The 17915-nt window shown below is 37.5% G+C and carries 19 protein-coding genes and 1 tRNA gene; 5 read left to right on the top strand and 15 right to left on the bottom strand.

Annotated elements, in window-relative coordinates:
• Positions 1-15 precede the first annotated feature (15 nt).
• From ACFIJ9_RS05350 to folE, 3 genes are all read right to left on the bottom strand, one after another.
• The gene (locus ACFIJ9_RS05350) at positions 16-1188 is read right to left on the bottom strand and encodes an alpha/beta hydrolase (protein ID WP_015856441.1); all 1173 of its coding nucleotides are present in this window, start codon (positions 1186-1188) and stop codon (positions 16-18) included.
• Between the two features lie 193 nt (positions 1189-1381).
• Positions 1382-1466: transfer RNA gene (locus ACFIJ9_RS05345), tRNA-Leu, on the bottom strand.
• A gap of 140 nt (positions 1467-1606) precedes the next feature.
• Complete coding sequence (gene folE, locus ACFIJ9_RS05340) at positions 1607-2227, bottom strand: GTP cyclohydrolase I FolE (RefSeq protein WP_375636064.1); 621 nt, start codon at positions 2225-2227, stop codon at positions 1607-1609.
• 125 nt (positions 2228-2352) lie between these two features.
• Here folE and ACFIJ9_RS05335 point away from each other — a divergent pair, with 125 nt between their 5' ends.
• The 3 genes from ACFIJ9_RS05335 to thrS all read left to right on the top strand — a co-directional run bounded on the left by ACFIJ9_RS05335 (position 2353) and on the right by thrS (position 5220).
• A complete protein-coding gene (locus tag ACFIJ9_RS05335) occupies positions 2353-2781 on the top strand; it encodes an iron-sulfur cluster assembly scaffold protein (protein WP_375636063.1) in 429 nt (142 codons plus the stop codon).
• Positions 2782-3132: a membrane protein insertion efficiency factor YidD gene (gene yidD / locus ACFIJ9_RS05330; RefSeq protein WP_375636062.1), complete on the top strand. Its 351-nt coding sequence runs from the start codon at positions 2782-2784 to the stop codon at positions 3130-3132.
• Positions 3133-3243: 111 nt separating this feature from the next.
• On the top strand, positions 3244-5220 hold the full coding sequence (thrS, locus tag ACFIJ9_RS05325; protein WP_375636061.1) for a threonine--tRNA ligase: 1977 nt from the start codon (positions 3244-3246) through the stop codon (positions 5218-5220).
• Between the two features lie 1120 nt (positions 5221-6340).
• On the opposite strand, the gene ACFIJ9_RS05320 is transcribed toward thrS, so the two are convergent.
• From ACFIJ9_RS05320 to ACFIJ9_RS05300, 5 genes are all read right to left on the bottom strand, one after another.
• Positions 6341-6844 (bottom strand): MerR family transcriptional regulator, encoded by a 504-nt coding sequence (locus ACFIJ9_RS05320; protein ID WP_375636060.1) that lies wholly within the window; start codon positions 6842-6844, stop codon positions 6341-6343.
• 195 nt (positions 6845-7039) lie between these two features.
• Positions 7040-7354, bottom strand: a complete 315-nt coding sequence (locus ACFIJ9_RS05315; protein WP_015856447.1) for an integration host factor subunit alpha — start codon at positions 7352-7354, stop codon at positions 7040-7042.
• A 77-nt stretch (positions 7355-7431) separates the two neighbouring features.
• Complete coding sequence (locus ACFIJ9_RS05310) at positions 7432-8406, bottom strand: beta-ketoacyl-ACP synthase III (protein ID WP_375636059.1); 975 nt, start codon at positions 8404-8406, stop codon at positions 7432-7434.
• A gap of 49 nt (positions 8407-8455) precedes the next feature.
• Complete coding sequence (gene plsX, locus ACFIJ9_RS05305) at positions 8456-9526, bottom strand: phosphate acyltransferase PlsX (protein WP_375636058.1); 1071 nt, start codon at positions 9524-9526, stop codon at positions 8456-8458.
• Between the two features lie 150 nt (positions 9527-9676).
• Positions 9677-10234 (bottom strand): DUF177 domain-containing protein, encoded by a 558-nt coding sequence (locus ACFIJ9_RS05300; protein ID WP_375636057.1) that lies wholly within the window; start codon positions 10232-10234, stop codon positions 9677-9679.
• Between the two features lie 219 nt (positions 10235-10453).
• Here ACFIJ9_RS05300 and ACFIJ9_RS05295 point away from each other — a divergent pair, with 219 nt between their 5' ends.
• Positions 10454-10933 carry an outer membrane protein assembly factor BamE gene (locus ACFIJ9_RS05295; RefSeq protein ID WP_375636126.1) on the top strand — a complete coding sequence of 160 codons (480 nt, stop codon included), beginning with the start codon at positions 10454-10456 and terminating at the stop codon, positions 10931-10933.
• A gap of 78 nt (positions 10934-11011) precedes the next feature.
• On the opposite strand, the gene nusB is transcribed toward ACFIJ9_RS05295, so the two are convergent.
• From nusB to glyA, 6 genes are all read right to left on the bottom strand, one after another.
• A complete protein-coding gene (nusB, locus tag ACFIJ9_RS05290; RefSeq protein WP_015856452.1) occupies positions 11012-11482 on the bottom strand; it encodes a transcription antitermination factor NusB in 471 nt (156 codons plus the stop codon).
• Between the two features lie 2 nt (positions 11483-11484).
• Complete coding sequence (locus tag ACFIJ9_RS05285; RefSeq protein ID WP_375636056.1) at positions 11485-11940, bottom strand: 6,7-dimethyl-8-ribityllumazine synthase; 456 nt, start codon at positions 11938-11940, stop codon at positions 11485-11487.
• Positions 11941-12021: 81 nt separating this feature from the next.
• Positions 12022-12639, bottom strand: coding sequence for a riboflavin synthase (locus tag ACFIJ9_RS05280; protein WP_375636055.1), 618 nt, complete (start codon positions 12637-12639; stop codon positions 12022-12024).
• On the bottom strand, positions 12621-13748 hold the full coding sequence (gene ribD / locus ACFIJ9_RS05275) for a bifunctional diaminohydroxyphosphoribosylaminopyrimidine deaminase/5-amino-6-(5-phosphoribosylamino)uracil reductase RibD (RefSeq protein WP_375636054.1): 1128 nt from the start codon (positions 13746-13748) through the stop codon (positions 12621-12623). Before ribD ends, ACFIJ9_RS05280 begins: the two co-directional genes overlap by 19 nt.
• Positions 13741-14223 carry a transcriptional regulator NrdR gene (nrdR, locus tag ACFIJ9_RS05270; RefSeq protein ID WP_015856456.1) on the bottom strand — a complete coding sequence of 161 codons (483 nt, stop codon included), beginning with the start codon at positions 14221-14223 and terminating at the stop codon, positions 13741-13743. Before nrdR ends, ribD begins: the two co-directional genes overlap by 8 nt.
• Positions 14224-14234: 11 nt before the next feature.
• Positions 14235-15548 (bottom strand): serine hydroxymethyltransferase, encoded by a 1314-nt coding sequence (gene glyA, locus ACFIJ9_RS05265; RefSeq protein ID WP_375636053.1) that lies wholly within the window; start codon positions 15546-15548, stop codon positions 14235-14237.
• Positions 15549-15870: 322 nt separating this feature from the next.
• Between glyA and argC the strand changes: the two genes are divergently transcribed.
• Positions 15871-16803 carry an N-acetyl-gamma-glutamyl-phosphate reductase gene (gene argC / locus ACFIJ9_RS05260; protein WP_375636052.1) on the top strand — a complete coding sequence of 311 codons (933 nt, stop codon included), beginning with the start codon at positions 15871-15873 and terminating at the stop codon, positions 16801-16803.
• A gap of 20 nt (positions 16804-16823) precedes the next feature.
• Here the strand turns inward: argC and ACFIJ9_RS05255 are convergent, their stop codons facing one another.
• Positions 16824-17900: a COX15/CtaA family protein gene (locus tag ACFIJ9_RS05255; RefSeq protein WP_375636051.1), complete on the bottom strand. Its 1077-nt coding sequence runs from the start codon at positions 17898-17900 to the stop codon at positions 16824-16826.
• Positions 17901-17915 lie beyond the last annotated feature (15 nt).

Below are 17915 nucleotides of genomic sequence, written 5' to 3'. Positions count from 1 at the left end.
TCTCTCTTTTCACTATCAACGTGGAATCCGTGGAGAGAGAAAACGTACAGGTGTATAAAGGATAAGATGTGTTGTTTTCTCCAACACACTACTACCGTCAGCAAGAAGGGCTTGACTAGGTGACAATTCTGTACCTTGCATAATTGTGGAAGCCAAAGAACCTTCCCGAGAAAGAGCCATCAACGTTGGCGAAGATGCAAAGACATTGTGTGCTCCCCCATCCACATGAGAGAAATCAAGAACAGCTATTCCATTTTTACGCAACATTTCAATATCTGAGCCATCGCCCACACGATGATGTCCACCCGTAAGACGTCCTGAAACCGCGAGAGCTTTATCCGCTCTGGATACTAAAATAGCTGTTGGCTGCGGAAGTTTTTTTATATCATTAAGTTGGCGCTCAAATACATCAACATCAATGTCTGGTGCCGCCATTAATAAACTTGTAATACGACGAATAGGCTTATATTTTTTCTGTAAAGCTAAAGTTCTAAATGCTTCCATTATAACAAAATTGCCCATAGAATGCGCAATAACCGAAATCTGATCAGCATTGGTTTCACTAATAAGTGTTAAAAGCTCTATCAATCCGTCACGGGCAAAATTAGCACTGTCACGATCATAAATATAAAGAGGAACAGATCCGGCAGAAGGCCAAGAATAATGCACAGCGACAACATTTAAAGAATAATCGTGTGTAAACTGTGCTGTACGAAATGTACCATCTGCAAAATTATTATTATACCCATGGATAAAAAGAAAAATTTCTCTTTTTCCTTTTGGCTTTTTTTCTAAAGCAGCATTTAATTGCTGTTTAAACTGTTCTTTATTATCGTATTTTTGCAATGCTACTGCTGCAAAATACTTATCATGCGTAGGTTTATACGCATTTATTTCAACAACTCCCTTTATATGTTGCTGAGGAATTCCTACATCAACGCGATTGTAATGTACTTTATTTGATCGCTCTGCACCATAAGGTTGAGCGTAATTATTTTGCATCATACGACTTGTTGCAACATACACTGGAATGATGGCTTTTGGAGAAATCGGGTTCCCTTCAACTTCCCTTTCTACTGCAGTCATAGAAGGAGTTGCATGCACTCCATGCCAAAGCACAGCGCGTGAATCACTACATGCTGACAATAAAGAAATACAAATAAGAAGTGTTAAATATCTCAAAATCATTATACTTCTCACTGCAACTTCACCCCCACCCTATAAAAATATAACATTTCAAATGCACAGATAAAGTAATAAAAAATGAAACATTATTAGCAACACATCAACAAATAACATACAAAAAAGATTTTTCTATAATGCCCGTAAATCCCCTATCTCTACATAACTTCATCTCATTACAGAGAGACTCACTGCTAACTGGTGCGGTCGAGAAGACTCGAACTTCCACGGGTTGCCCCACAGCGACCTCAACGCTGCGCGTCTACCAATTCCGCCACGACCGCACGTGGGAAGAAAAACATTTTGGTTTTTAGCCTTTAACAAATCATAAAGAAAGGTACAAGCCAATTTTCTCTTTCTCATAATTTATTTTTTATCCGGACAATTTATAACTTAATAGAGATTACTAAAAATATGGACTTTACTACGATCTTTGAATCATCATCATAAAATGTGCTTGTGCAGCTTGATCTTTTTCATAATAACCATGAAAGTTTTTTGTAATTGTTGTAGAGCCCTGTTTTTGGATTCCTCTCATAGCCATACACATGTGCTCAGCCTCAATCAATACTGCTACACCATGAGGCTTCAGATACGTTTTTAACGCGTGAGCCACTTGCGCTGTCATAGCTTCTTGTGTTTGTAAACGACGAGAAAAAATATCTACAACACGTACAATTTTTGAAAGGCCAACAATTTTGTCATTAGGAAGATATGCTATATGTGCTTTCCCAATAATTGGGATCATATGATGCTCACAGTGTGAATAAAAAGGTATATTTTTTACGATTACGGCTTCATTGTATCCTGAAACCTCTTCAAAAACTGTACCTAAGATTTCTTTAACCGATTGACTATAACCACTAAAAAGCTCGCGATATGCCTTGGCTATACGTCTTGGAGTATCTAAAAGCCCTTCTCTATTTGGATTTTCTCCTATCCATAAGAGTAATGTACGAATCGCTTCTTCCACCTCTTCAATACTCGGACGCTTTTCTTCAGATAAAAAAGAATCCTTCGCGTCTTCTTTAACAACATTACGCATTCAAAAACTCCAAGCTTACTCTATACAAAGCATTTGCTCCATACCTATTTCATTTTGTATAATCTCTATATAAGCGAATTAAAAGTTTAAACAATCACGACTCTCAAAATTTCAGGTAATAGCGCATGATTGATAATATCTATAATGATAAAATACTTGAATATGCTGCACATATAGACAAAATTGGGCGTCTTAATAATCCTGATGCAACATCAAGAAAACATGCACACCTTTGTGGTTCGACAATCACTGTAGATTTAAAAGTGGAAAATGGTATTGTTACGGATTTTGCCCATGAAATACACGCATGTGTGCTAGGGCAAGCATCGGCTTCACTTTTAGCATCTCATATCATCGGACAAACAACACAAGATCTTAAAATATTGCGTGAAGTTATTTATCAAATGCTAACGCAAAATGGTCCTTCTCCTCAAGCTCCATTTGAGGATTTTTCTTGCTTACAGCCCATTAAAGACTATAAAATGCGCCATGCAGCAACACTACTACCCTTTGATGCAACGATAGACTGCATTCAAAAAATTGAAGAAAAATAAATGTTCAAATCACAATCTCGACAAAAAAAAATAACTCGAAATTACACAGGCACTTGGCAAAAAACACCTGGACGATTATTGGGTATTTTCTTAATACGTTTCTATCAAATAACACTTTCAAGTCTTATAGGCAATCAATGTCGCCATGCTCCGACTTGTTCAGAATATACATATGAAGCGATTGCACGCCATGGGCTTTGGGCTGGTGCATGGATGGGACTCTTTCGTATCATACGTTGTGGGCCCTTTGGAACAGATGGCTTTGATCCAGTACCTATTTCTCTTGGAAATTCTTGCTGTTTTTATAAACCTTGGCGTTACTGGAAAATTTCTGACAAACACAACAAATAATCCTTTTCTTTTTTCGTATGTATTGATAAAAAATCATTCTATAAGCTTTTTACTCGATTTTCACAAAACCATCCGCAATCGTTAGCGGAATTGGATTAAAAGGGTGTTTTTATGTCTTGCTCTGTTTCTCTTTCTTTTCCTGATGGTTCAAAACGTAATTACCCCCCCGAAATGACTGGTTTGGAATTAGCAGAATCCATTTCTAAATCACTCGCAAAAAAAGCAGTTGCCTATAGTCTTGATGGTATCACGCGAGACTTATCGGATCCATTGGAACAATCTGGTCAAGTAGAGATTATTACCCGAGAAGATTCACGTGCTCTTGAACTCATAAGACATGATTGTGCCCATGTCCTTGCTGAAGCAGTGCAAGAACTCTTTCCTGAAACGCAAGTAACAATAGGTCCTGTCATTGAAAATGGATTCTATTATGATTTTGCACGCCAACAACCTTTTACATTAGATGATCTCACCGTCATTGAAAAGAAAATGCGTGAAATTATCCAACGCAATAAGCCTTTTAGAAAAGAAATTTGGTCTCGTGAAAAAGCTAGAAAAATTTTTTCTGAGAAAAAGGAATTTTATAAAGTTGAACTTATTGATAGCATTCCTGAAAATCAAGATTTAAAAATTTATTATCAAGGAAAATGGTTTGATCTTTGCCGCGGACCGCACATGCAATCTACAGGGCAAATTGGGAATGCTTTCAAATTAATGAAAGTCGCAGGAGCTTATTGGCGTGGCGATGCCAATAATCCAATGCTCACAAGAATTTATGGAACAGCATTTGCAAATGAAAATGACTTAAAAGCCTACCTCCATATGCTAGAAGAAGCTGAAAAACGTGATCATCGCCGCTTGGGACGTGAAATGGACTTATTTCATTTTCAAGAAGAAGGGCCAGGAATGATTTTTTGGCACAAAAAAGGTTGGAAAATGTTCCAAAATTTGATCAACTATATGCGTAGACGCCTTGATGATCATCAATACGCTGAAGTTAATGCACCACAAGTTCTCGATAGGTCACTCTGGGAAATATCTGGCCATTGGGGCTGGTATAAGGAGAATATGTTCAAAGTAATTCCAGCAGCAGAAGATTCAGATCATGGGAATGTTTATGCCCTTAAACCAATGAATTGCCCTGGTCATGTGCAAATTTTTAAACATGGTTTAAAATCTTATCGTGATTTGCCTATTAGACTTGCTGAGTTTGGACTTGTTCATCGTTATGAGCCTTCGGGCTCTTTACATGGTCTTATGCGTGTGCGTGGTTTTACGCAAGATGATGCGCATATTTTTTGTACTGATGAACAATTAGCCGATGAATGTCTCAGTATTAATGATCTTATTTTATCAACTTATGCTGATTTTGGTTTTAAAGAAATCAGTCTTAAGCTTTCAACACGTCCAGAAAAACGAGTTGGGTCTGATGCATTATGGGATCATGCAGAAAGTATCATGGAATCTGTTCTTAAAACGATTGAAACAAAATTTGCAGGACAAATCAAAACAAGCATCCTTCCAGGTGAAGGAGCATTTTATGGTCCAAAATTTGAATATACATTAAAGGATGCTATCGGTCGTGAATGGCAATGTGGAACAACACAAATAGACTTTAATCTCCCCGAACGTTTTGGTGCATTCTATATTGATAAAGATTCAGAAAAACGTCAACCTGTTATGATACACCGTGCTATCTTTGGATCAATGGAGCGTTTTCTTGGTATATTAATCGAAAATTTTGCTGGACATATGCCACTTTGGCTTGCTCCTGAACAAGTTGTTGTTGCAACAATTACGTCCGAAGCAAATGAATATGCCCAAAAGATAACGGCAAAACTTAGAGCTATTGGGCTTTCCGCAACAATAGATCTCCGCAATGAAAAAATTAACTATAAAATACGAGAACATTCTTTACAAAAAGTCCCCGTAATTTTGGTATGTGGTAAACGTGAAGCTGAAACAAACAGCGTAAATATGCGCCGCTTAGGAAGTACAAATAAAACCCTTTTATCTGTAGAAGATGTGATTAAGCAACTCTCAAATGAAGCAACACCTCCGGATTTGCAGCGTGTAATAAATACATAACATCACAGAAGATGGTAATACGTTAATTTTTTACTATAAATCTTCAATTTTTATACAAAATGAAATAATTTGATGTTGTAGTGCATTTTGTTTCATGCACAACTACCTATCACCAGAAAGAATCACGTGATCACTCTCTACAAGGTGGATTGGTGAAAAAGTTGAATGTAAGCTATGAGCTGTTTAAATGCAAAAATCATAGACAATTGAATATTAATAATAACATTAATCTTTTACCTTTATAATGAAAAGAAGGCGCTATTACCATAGATAGATCATTACGATAATTATAGCAACATCAAGCAAGAAGACTGAAAACAAGATCATATTTATTAATAAAAAATATGTAAAATTAGCTGAACAATGATATGTCTTATTCGTAAGATAAGCTCTTATAAAAAAGACAATATATTGATTTATAATGATAACATATCATTATTTATATTAAATAGGGTTTCGAATATCATAGATTTCTCTCATTTTAAATATGTTTATATTGCATCTATCAAAATCATTTTCTTGTACGAGACAAGCGGAATGAGTGTGTGAATAAAAATTATTGAGAACGGACTTTAAAATGCCCACAATGAACCGCCTCAAGTGCTGAGGATTGTTGCAATCATTGAGAGCAAGCTAAACTATAATGATGATACCGACTTTCTCTTTCATAAGTGTAAAAATAGCGGTACTCCACGGGTTTAGCATTATATGATTCACAAGGAATCATGATAAAATAAGCTCAAGGAGCCTTAGGAAACATCTCTTTAAAACAAGCACATAAATTGGTAAACTAATAGCATTCTATATCCTGCAACCTACACTGATGAGATATTGCCTTAGCTTTTATAAAGCCAAATCAGAGAAAAATGGTAAAACTCAGCGTTTATTCTTTCCCCTCTTTATATTTTACCAAATTAAAAATTCTTATAAAAAACTCGTTAAATATACACATACGATACATTACTACTCGTTGAACGTATAAAACTCTGGGCACACCCATAAAACGTCTATATCTACGAAACACATTGCTACGCTAGACGCAAGATATTGATTTGTAAAACAATTTCAAAACACATGTTTTGCTAAAAAAGCAACACGTATAAAACAAAAAATATTATTGCTATCGTGCTCTATCAAGAACACGCTTACATTCAATGAGTTCAAATAGGATTTCTTGCAACAATGCTTTATCAGTTTTATCTTTATAAAGATTCACAGAACCAACAGATGTTTCTTCCTCATTCCTCATGAAACTCAAAAGCCCAAAAGAAGATTTCTTAGGCTTATTGCTAGCATTTTCAGAAGTTTGTCCTGCATGTTTCTTCTCTATGACTACATTCATAGCATCAAGATCACCATTACCCAATGCAATCACAAAAGAAACACCATTTTCTTTTAAAAGGCGTTGCACACCTTTTATCGTATAACCCTGATCATATAATAACTGCTTAATACCATTGAGCAAATCAACATCGACCGGACGATAATAGCGCCTTCCTCCCCCACGTTTCATTGGTTTAATCTGCCTAAAACGTGTTTCCCAGAATCTTAAGACATGCTGCGGCAGCTCCAATAACTCGGCTACTTCGCTAATTGTGCGAAAAGCATCAGAGCTTTTATCCATTTTGCAACACCTTATTTAAAACAAAATAAATTACTTTACAATGACTCATTCTGTCTCAATTTCTCAACAAGATTAGTCAAAAATAAGACCATCATTGACGACTTACTCAACCGTCTTTTTCTAAAAAACAAAGACCTTTATTTTATCATTTTTTTAACAAATACCAAACATATCATGGCATTCATTTATGAGATATCATTTTTTCTGTCTTGCACGATGCGAATCTAAAATTCTCTGTTTAAGGACATTAGCAGCCTTAAACGTCACAACACGTCGCGGCGGAATAGGTGCTTCAACACCCGTTTTTGGATTGCGTCCAACTCGTTCATTTTTACTGCGAACCTGAAAAGTTGCAAAAGAGGATAATTTAACCGCTTCACCTCTTACAAGTGAGTTGCAAATCTCATCCAAAACCAATTCGACTAAAGCTGCTGATTCAGTATGTGACAAGCCCACTCTTTTACAAACTACGCTCGCTAAATCTGCACGCGTTACTGTCTTACTTGTCATTATAACCACCTATTAAAATATTAAAAATTACAAAATGACTTATACGTTTTCTTGAAATATGGTCAAGTAGCCATAATTTACCAACGAATAAGAATTGCTCCCCATGTAAATCCACCTCCCATGGCCTCTAACATGATAAGATCTCCTTCTTTTATTTTTCCATCGCAAACAGCTGTTGTTAAAGCCAACGGAACTGATGCCGCAGACGTATTACCATGTTGATCAACGGTAATCACAACTTTATCTAGTGAAATTCCCAATTTTTTAGCAGATGCTTCAATAATGCGCTTATTAGCCTGATGAGGTACAAACCAATCTAGTTGTGAAGAATCCATACCTGCAGCTGCAAAACAATCATCAACCACATCCGTTATCATACCAACAGCATATTTAAAAACTTCTCGTCCTTCCATACGCAAATAGCCTGTCGTTTGTGTTGTTGAAGGTCCACCATCAACATATAGCTTATCTATATAAGCACCATTAGAGCGCAATTTCGCAGACAATATACCACGCTCAAAAGCAATACCCCCCTCAATTTCTTGTGCTTCCAAAATAGCAGCACCCGCACCATCACCAAACAAAACACATGTCGTACGATCTTCCCAATCTAAAATCCGAGAAAATGTATCGGATCCAATAACTAAAATTCTTTTAGCCGCTCCACACCGTAAATAAGAATCTCCTGTTGTTAAAGCAAAAATAAAACCAGAGCAAACAGCTTGAATATCAAAAGCAAATCCATGGTTCATTCCCAAAGCACACTGAATTTCAACAGCAGAAGCAGGAAAAGTACGATTCGGGGTGGACGTTGCTAAAATAATACAATCAATGTCTTTTATTGTTAAACCAGCATTTGTAAGTGCTGCTTGCGCAGCCTCAACTCCTAAAGAAACAGTTGTTTCATTTTCACTGGCAATATAACGTTGGCGTATTCCTGTACGCTGAACAATCCATGAATCTGACGTTTCAACAAACTTTGCAATCTCATCATTTGATAAACTTCTCTTCGGCAAAGCACTTCCTACACCACGTATAATTGACCGAATCATTCAGCTCTTACCTTTTCTTCAAATTTTTCATTTCTATTATAAGAGCTTATCATAAGGACTCTCCATTCACTGTCTCTTCACCTTCTTGATCAAAAAGTGTTTCTTTATTCTCATGAAACCGTCGCAAATCAGCTGTTATTTTTTTCAAAAGTCCATTATTAACCATCTCATAACCAACGCGGATAGCAGAAGCAAAACCGTTAGCATTAGCACTCCCATGGCTTTTGATCACAACACCATTCAACCCCAAAAGCACTCCTCCATTCACCCTCTCGGGATCCATTTTGTGTTTCAGCGTACGAAAAGCACCCCGCGATAAAAAATAACCAAGAGATGTTAAAAAAGAACTGCGCAGTGCAGAGTTTAAAATCTCTCCTATCTGTCGCGCGGTTCCTTCTGCGGTTTTTAAAGCAATATTACCAGAAAACCCCTCTGTTACAACAACATCGACTGTTCCTTTTCCAATGTCATTGCCCTCAACAAATCCTTTATATTCCAATCCTTCTAATTGCACTTCACGCAATATCATTCCTGCTTTTTTTATTTCATAAAGTCCTTTAACCTCTTCCACCCCCACATTTAAAAGCCCAACACTTGGTCTTTCAGTGTGATATAAAGCGCGAAACATACCCGCTCCCATAACCGCCAAATCAACCAACTGACTAGCAGAGGCACCAATTGTTGCTCCAATATCTAAAACGATACTCTCACTGCGAAGTGTTGGCCAGATACCCGCAATACCAGGACGTTCAGCCTCTGCTAGCATTTTCAAACAAAAATAAGACATGGCCATAAGTGCACCCGTATTACCAGCAGAAATGCAAGCATCAGCTTCACCATTTTTTACCGCTTCAATGGCGTACCACATTGATGATTTACCACGTCCATTACGAAGTGCTTGGCTTGGCTTTTCATCCATGCGTGTATAACTTTCTGTAGGGCAAAAGCGCGATACAGAATCCAAACAAGGGTATTTTTTTAAAACCGGACGAACGTCCTCCTCTATTCCATAAAACAGAAAATAAATATTTGATAAATATTTTTGTACAATTGCTGCTCCTGCAATAGCTGCTTCTGGACCGTAATCACCGCCCATGACATCCACAGAAATTCTAATCACGCTTGCATATCCCACATCTTTTCATTTACATCTTTAAACACATATTATGATTTTTTGGCTCCTGAACACTCACAAAGCAAATCTTGCAAAAATCGCTCCGCAGAAAATACCGTTTAGCATACAATAGATATTTTTTTTATGTTTTTACAATCACTTCCAATTTTTCAAAACAGAAAATGGCGAGAATTTTTGCTCTGCTTCTTCTAAATTTTCAACCATATCCATCTTTATCCCCTCTTTACGTGGATAATGATTAATAGACAACTCAAAAAACTCTTCCATGATTGCACCAATATCAATTTTATCATCATAAAACACTTCAGGAGTATCAAGCCCCTCCACATCTAAAAACAATTCCCCTGTATCCTCTGATGTTTTCGGCTTCATCAAATTTGAATCTTCAGGAACAAAAACAACCTCAATATTTTCACAAAGGATATTTTCTAATGGTTCTAATGTAACAACACATAACTGTAGTATGCGCGCTTGCAACAGACCTTTTATACGCACTCCGCGTTTTTTCCACGGGAAAATATGGAAATTTCCCTCACAAGATTTTACTTCAATTAAATCATGGTTCTGAGCTAAATGTGTACATTCTTTTTTGTTTGCACAAAAATGAACCCTTATACCTTTAGCAGGTAGAGAACGTACGGATATTGGATAAGCCAAAGCAAATGTCATTTGAGGAACATTTTGAACATTCATTGACAACTCCCAAACATAAAAACGCATAAAATACTGTGTTTTTATTTATCTCAAGTATTCATGCATTTTTTTCTTTTCTAAAGAAATTCTATATGGCATAATTTGCTTTATAACAGGGAAACTCAGTGTAAGCTACGGTAGATTAAGCTAAAAAGAAAAAACTTGAGGTTGCCTTCTTGTCCTACACCTCAGTATAAAAAGGAGATATCATTGTTTCAAATGCCTCACATAATAGCCTTAATCAAACGTAAATTATTGATTGGTCTATCAATAGCAAGCATAGGAATGCTTGCGGGATGTAGTCTTCTCGATTCTTCAGGTTCGAGCCAAATTTATAGAGAGGGCTATGTTCTTGATAAAAATGCTCTAAGTTCTATTGCTATTGGCTCAAGTCAAGAGCAAGTTCTTTTAACTTTAGGGACCCCTTCATTAAAAACAAAATATGATAATGAAGTTTTTTATTACATCTCACAGACACGCTATCGTGGGATGCAGTTTATGAAAACAAAGATTATTGATCGCAAAGTTTTAGCCATTTACTTCAATAAAAATAATCAGGTTGCAAAAGTTGCTAATTACGGATTACAAGACGGTCAAGTATTTGATTTTATTACACAAACAACGCCAACTGTAACAAAAGAACATCCTTTCTTAATTCAAATTATAAAAGGCCCTGCGAATTTGCCACCCCATAACTAAATCATATAGTCTACATACCGTCTCAATATTATTAGGTCTGATACTATCAGACCTAATAATAGGGGGGATTTTTAGCTCTTATAGGCGGACTTTTTTTGCCATACTGTCGAGAACTGCATTAACAAGTTTTGGCTCATCACCTTCAAAAAACGCCTTCGCTATGTCAACATATTCATTCATGACAACCGCAACAGGAACATCTTTACGGTTGATCAACTCCCATAAACCTGCTCGTAAAATTGCTCGCAATATAGAATCAAGACGTGAAAGAGACCACTCAGCAGAAAGCTGTTGATGAAGCAGAGGATCAAGCTGCTTTTGATCTTTTACAACACCCGTTATAATAGCCAAAAACCATTGAAAATCAGCTTCAAGATACTGGTCTCCATCGATATCTTTTCCCAAACGATAAGCTTCATACTCAGCTGCTGTTTCCATAACCCCCGAACCCACAATATCCATTTGATAGAGGGCTTGAACTGCAGCGAGTCTTGCTGCTCCACGTTTATTGGCTGAACGCGGAAAATGTCTGCTTTTTATATCAGCCATATTTAACGATTATCTCCAAATCTCTTTTTTAGAGCGATCATACATAAAGCAGCTTCAGCCGCAAAACCACCTTTATTTTTGTCATCTAGTTTTGCACGCACCCATGCTTGTTCTTCGTTTTCAACAGTCAAAATACCATTTCCAATAGCCAAATGCTGATGAACAGTTAAATCCATCAATGCACGACAAGAATCATTAGCAACAATTTCAAAGTGATATGTTTCGCCCCGAATAACACAACCAAGAGCAACATAACCATCATAAGATATGTTATTTTGTTCAGCAAAAGCTATTGCACTTGGTATTTCTAATGCTCCAGGAACCGTTACAACATCATAACTTGCTTCAGCTTTTTGCAAAGTATTCACTGCACCTCTCAAAAGCGCATCAGAAATCCCCTCATAAAAACGTGCTTCAACAATCAATACGTGAGGCTTTTTACGTATCTCTTTCTTCATAATGGAATTCCACAAAAACGAATCAAAAAAAATCAAGGTTATAAAGCATAAAATTCTGAAAACGATCAATAGAGTTTTGGCTTATTCATCTTCTCTTTTTAAAGCAAAAAGTTTCGCAGCATAACGAGCAAGTTGATCAATTTCCAAATTGACCCGATCTCCAATTCTAGCTTGTCCCCACGTTGTCATTTCGAGTGTATGGCGAATAATAAGAACATCAAAAACACAATCCTCAACACCATTAACAGTCAAAGATGTCCCATTAAGTGCAATAGATCCCTTATTGACAATGAAAGGCATAAATTGTCTTGCAACTTTTAAATAAAAACGAATTGCATCCCCTTCATTTTTTTGATCAATAATTTCAGCCAAACCATCAATATGACCAGAAACCAAATGTCCTCCCATTTCATCACCTAATCGAAGCGAACGTTCCAAATTAACAAAAGTTCCTTTTGTCCATTGTGCAAGATTACTCAAACGCAATACTTCTTCCCATGCTTCTACAGCAAACCAACCAGCAGTCGCTTGTTGTACCCCCCGCTCTACAATTGTCAGACAAATCCCTGAACACGCAATCGATGCACCAATTTCCAAACTCTGTATGTCATAGCGTGTAGAAATATCTAAACGCACCCCTTGCTTTAAAGGTTGTACATCTTCAACACAACCGATGTCTGTTATAATCCCTGTGAACATAATGTCTTACGTCTCCATTTATAAAAACGGTCATTTCCAAACATTCTTGATTCAACCTTATGAAATTGCGAAAGATAATTTCCAAAATGAGGGGCTTCAACACGACCTTCGCCTAAAATAACGGGTGCATAAAAACATATCAAATGATCCACACAACCAGCATTTAAAAACGTTTCCCCTGTCTTTACGCCCCCTTCCAATAAAACACTATTAATCCCATGTTTATAAAGCATCTGTAAAAGAGCAAAGGGTTCTACACAACCATTGTTCATCTCTACCGAATAAACAGACACACCATATTGCTCCAATGCATTTTTTTTGCTTTTCTTTGAAAGATCCACATCACAAATAACCCATGTAGGAATTTTCATGGCTGTTTGGACAACTTTTGCATCAAGGGGGATAGATAAATCTGCATCCAAAATAATACGAATTGGTGAGCGCACCTCCATCCCTGGCAAGCGGCAATTGAGTTGTGGATCATCTGCTAATATAGTACCAATACCAACGAGGATAGCATTATTTTGAGCACGTAGAATATGCGTATGGGCATGAGAAAGTGTTCCACTAATTTTTACGCTGCCCTTTTCTCTTTTTCCAACACCATTATCAGCAGAAATTGCCATTTTAAAAGTGACCGCACAGCGTTGTATCTTCCTTATGCACCAATGTGTCCATAAAGATTCAAAAGCCTCTTCAGCTAAAATGCCCTCAACCACTTCAATACCCGCTGCTCGCAAAAGAGCAATACCATGACCATCAACACGCTTGTCACAATCAGTCAGCGCAACAACAACTCGAGAAACACCTGAATCAATGAGTGCATTCACACACGGCGAAGTTTTTCCATAATGCGCACAAGGTTCTAAAGTAACATAAGCAGTCGCTCCTTGAGCTAAAGAACCAGCCATATGTAAAGCTTGCACTTCCGCATGAGGACTCCCATGAATAGCTGTTACGCCATAGCCAACAATAAATGCCCCCGCACTATTATCGTTTCGCACAATTAACGTACCAACGGAAGGATTTTCACCTGTAAGACCGACATGACGTTCTGCTAAACGAATAGCTGCAGCCATAAACCGTTCATCTTGCACTTTTTTATTCATCAAAACGAGATTCTGTATCCGCGATACCCTTTGACAATTCATCTATAACATCGTGAAAATCGCTTGCATTACGAAAATCTCGATACACAGAAGCAAAACGAATATAAGCAATATCATCAATTCTTTTCAATGCTTCCATCACAAGATGTCCAATTTTTTCTGAAGCAATCTCTGGTTCTCCCAAACTTTCAAGCTGGCGCACAATGCCAGAAATTGCTCGTTCAATATGATCAGGATCAATATTGCGCTTACGTACAGCCACATCAACTGAACGCATTAACTTATCACGATCGAATGGTTCACATCGTCCACTTTTTTTAGCAACCAAGAGCTCACGCAACTGAACACGTTCAAAAGTTGTAAAACGACCACCACAAACGGAACACACACGGCGGCGGCGAATCACTGCCCCCTCTTCTGCTGGACGTGAATCTTTAACCTGTGTATCCTCATATTGGCAGTAAGGACAGCGCATCTTTTGTGTCCTTAACGAGTACTAAGATAAGAGTAAAGAGGAAATTGACTCGTTATATCTTTTACCTTTTTCTCAACAGCCATTTCAACGGCATAATTATCTTCATCACTTTTTGCGCTCCGAAGACCATCAAGAACTTCTGAAACCAGATGACCAACTTGAATAAACTCTTTTTCTAAAAAACCACGTGTTGTGGCAGCAGGTGATCCCAAGCGAATTCCCGATGTTATAGATGGCGTTTCAGGATCAAAAGGAATACCATTTTTATTGCAGGTAATATGAGCGCGCCCCAAAGCCAATTCAGCACGTTTACCTGTTAGATTTTTGGAACGTAAATCAACCAACAACAAATGATTATCTGTACCACCAGAAACAATATTAAAACCATTACTCTGTAATATTTTTGCTAAAGTTTTCGCATTAGCGACCACATTGGCACTGTAACTCTTGAAAGAGGGACGCAAAGCCTCCTCAAATGCAACAGCCTTTGCGGCAATTACATGCATTAAAGGACCACCTTGAAGACCAGGAAAAATTGCAGAATTAACTTTTCTGGATAAAGACTCATCATTTGTCAATATTAAACCACCACGAGGACCTCGAAGCGACTTATGTGTTGTTGTTGTTACAATATGCGCATGTGGAACGGGTGAAGGATGCACGCCACCAGCAACAAGACCGGCAATATGAGACATATCAACGAGTAGATGAGCACCAATCTCATCTGCAATTTCACGGAATCGTTTCCAATCCCATAGCCGTGGATAAGATGAGCCACCCGCTATAATAAGTTTGGGCTTACGTTCTTTTGCAAGCTGCTCAACCTCATCCATATCAATAATCTGATCTTCTTGACGCACACCATAGGAAACAACATCAAACCATTTTCCTGACATATTAACAGATGAACCATGCGTAAGGTGACCACCAGCATTTAAGTCTAATCCCATAAATGTGTCACCAGGCTGAAGTAAAGCTAAAAAGACAGCTTGATTCATTTGGCTACCAGAATTAGGCTGTACATTCGCAAAAGCAGCACCAAAAAGCTGTTTTGCCCTTTCGATGGCTAAATCTTCAACGACATCAACAAATTGACACCCGCCATAGTAGCGCTTTCTTGGATAACCTTCTGCATACTTATTAGTTAAAACAGACCCCTGCGCTTCAAGGACCGCCCTTGAAACAATATTCTCTGAAGCAATCAGCTCAATTTCATGTTGTTGACGCTCAAACTCCCCTCTAATTGCATCAAAGATTGCACCATCAACAGTTTGTAAATTATCATTAAAAAAGCGCTTTTCTGCGTCACTTGCTTGCTGAGTCATAAAACACGTTCCTAACATAAAAAAAATAAAGTCACTGAACGATAACACAGCAAACCATGCAAACCAAACATTTTAAACCACTTACACTCAAAAATAATGATGCAAATATTTATCTTACTCTTTGTTATAAAAACAGTGAAAAACTTCCCTCTCAAGAATGATGAAAAATGAGATTACATTTCTTTTTTTACACTCTTATTTGTTTACACCTTTTACAAAAGGTATCTATAATCTAAAGAAATTCAATAATTTAATGATTAAAAATAATTTATAATGTGAAAAGCTGAATATAATAGGCAAAGTTAATACAAGGCAAATAAGAATGCTAACCAAAGTTTTTATTGATGGTGAACATGGCACAACCGGACTACAAATACAAAAACGCTTAGAGAAACGTACAGATTTAGAACTACTCTCTCTTGCTCATAAAGATCGCCATAATGTTCATCTGCGACAAGACTATCTTAATCAAGCCGATATTGCTATTTTGTGTCTTCCAGATGATACTGCACGCGAAACAGTTCATTGGCTTAAAAAAAATAAAAACATTAGGATTATTGATAGCTCGACAGCCCACCGTGTTGCACCAGACTGGATTTACGGTTTTCCTGAAATGACAGCAGGACAAAGAAAGCGCATCCAAGCAGCACATTATGTAACCAATCCTGGGTGCTATCCTACCGGTGCCATTAGTTTGATTCGCCCACTCCGTGAAGCAGGACTGCTAGACGCCTATTATCCCATATCGATTAACGCAATCTCCGGCTATACTGGTGGTGGAAAACAGTTGATTTTACAAATGGAAAATCAATCTCAACAAAACATTCAGGACAATTATTTTATCTATGGTCTTAATCTTGAACACAAACATGTGCCAGAAATTAAAATTTATGGACAAATCAACAAAACCCCAATTTTTATACCAAGTGTTGGTCGTTTTCCCCAAGGAATGATTGTGAATCTTCCTCTGCATCGCCATTTATTCACAAAATCAGCAAACTGTTCTGATTTGCGCGAAATTCTCGCAAACCATTACGATGGACAAAATACCATTTTAGTTGCATCACAAGAAGAAACTGCTTCACTTCAAAGACTTAATCCAGAGTGTTTAGCCAATAAAGATAATATGAAACTGTTCATATTTGGAAATGATCGTGAAGGTATTTTTAATCTCAGCGCCATATTCGATAATTTAGGAAAAGGCGCATCAGCTGCGGCTATCCAGAACCTCGACTTAATGCTTTCAAGCGACTAAAACTCCCTAAATACAAACTTTTATTCAACAACGCGATATGCCCCTTTCGTTGCTCGCCAGTGCGCAACCGCAAAACACAACACTGCTAGTGCCATACTTTGGTGAATGAGCCCTAAACTTATCGGAACCTCATGTAACAGCGTTAAAATACCCAAGAGTGCTTGAATAATAATCATAACACAGATAAGAAATGCACGACGAGAATGGGTTGAATGTGGAATGTTTTTTTGTACATAGAAAGCATGAATAACTGAGATAATAAATAAAAAATAAGCAAAAAACCGATGAATAAATTGAACCATTAAGGAATTTTCGAATAAATTGAGCCAAACAGGACGAAGCTGCAACAATCCATCAGGAATAATCTGCCCATCCATAAGAGGCCATGTATTATAGACTTTTCCAGCATGAAGCCCCGCAACCAAAGCTCCAAAATAAATCTCTATCAAGACGAGAACAACAAGCCAAGCCGCAAAATATTGCACCTTTTGATTTGCTGGCTTTTCTGAGTATTCTGCAAGTCCTCGAGATAAATAAGTAACAAAAACAATAACAAAACATGCCGTTATAAGATGAAATGCCAAACGATATTGGCTCACACTTGTTAAATTGCTTTGCCCAATCCCTGAAGCAACCATCCACCAACCAATAAAGCCTTGAAAGGCGATAAGAATAGGCACGATAATAAGCGGGAGTAAGATATTTTTTTCAACACGCTTAGTCGCCCAAAACCAAATGAGCCCCAATAAAGCAACAAGACCAACAAGACGCCCAAGAACACGATGCGCCCATTCCCACCAAAAAATGACCTTAAAAGCACTTAAGGTCATATCAGGATTAAGCAGCTTATATTGTGCTATCTGTTGATATTTTAAAAATTCCTCTTGCCATTGATCCACACCAATCGGTGGAATAACGCCGTGTATTGGCTTCCATTCCGTTATAGATAATCCTGATCCCGTCAAACGAGTAGCGCCACCTACTAAGACAATTGCTAAACAAAGCAATAAAATAGAGTAAAGCCACACCTGTATTTGTTTTCTATTTTTCTTTTGCACGGGCGTTAAAATGCTATTGTTTAATCTCTTTACTGCCATCTCTGATTGCCCCAC

The sequence above is a fragment of the Bartonella sp. MR90HLJMH genome, from assembly GCF_042194115.1.
In the GTDB taxonomy this organism is placed as follows: Bacteria; Pseudomonadota; Alphaproteobacteria; order Rhizobiales; family Rhizobiaceae; genus Bartonella; species Bartonella grahamii.
Note: the sequence above shows the minus strand (reverse complement) of the source record. Positions and strands in the feature narration are given on the sequence as shown.